The organism is Natrinema soli (assembly GCF_028618695.1).
Window position 1 is genome coordinate 1 of the sequence record NZ_JAQIVI010000485.1, and the last position, 644, is coordinate 644.

A 644-nucleotide genomic window follows, 5' to 3' on the forward strand; every position below is an offset into this window, starting at 1 on the left:
GCCGGAACCCGCGGCGCTCGATGGCCGCCCGTAGCTCCTCGCGATCGAAGATGCGGACGTGCCCGCCCTCGACCTCGTGGTACTCGTCCGAGAGCGCCCAACAGATGCGCTCGGGACCCGCTCGAGGGACGCTCACCGCGAGCGTCCCCCCCGGCGCGCAAACCCGCCGGAGCTCGTCCACCGCCGCCTCGTAGTCGGGAATGTGCTCGAGGACTTCGGTACAGCAGACGATATCGAACGCGCCGTCCTCGAAGGGCAGTCTGAGTGCGTCCCCCGAAAGAAAAGTGACCGGCACGTCCGTCTCGCCGGCGATGTACTCCTCGTAATCGTCCCGTGCGGCCGCCAGGCTCTCCCGCTCGAGGTCGAGCCCCACGACTTCGGCGACGTTCTCGAGGGCGGCGGCGTGGACGTGTCGACCCTCGCCGCAGCCGACGTCGAGGACGCGCATACCCGGCGTCAGCGTCACGCGATCGAAATCGATCGTCTCCATCTCAGTCCCCCTGTTCGCGCGTTTCGATGGCGTTGCGGTACGTCTGCACGGTCTCCCGGGCGGCCCGCTCCCAGTCGAACTCCGCGACGATTCGCTCCCGCCCCCGCTTGCCCAGCCGACGGCGGCGGTCGTCGTCCTCGAGCAGGTCGCGAAC

Annotated in this window: 1 protein-coding gene and 1 pseudogene; both read right to left on the bottom strand. The window is 69.4% G+C overall.

Annotated elements, in window-relative coordinates; genetic code table 11:
* Positions 1–490: class I SAM-dependent methyltransferase (locus tag PGX04_RS24630; RefSeq protein ID WP_273740917.1), on the bottom strand; the 490-nt coding region annotated here is incomplete at its 3' end.
* A 1-nt stretch (position 491) separates the two neighbouring features.
* Positions 492–644 (bottom strand): annotated as a pseudogene (locus PGX04_RS24635) (glycosyltransferase family protein); the annotation flags it as partial.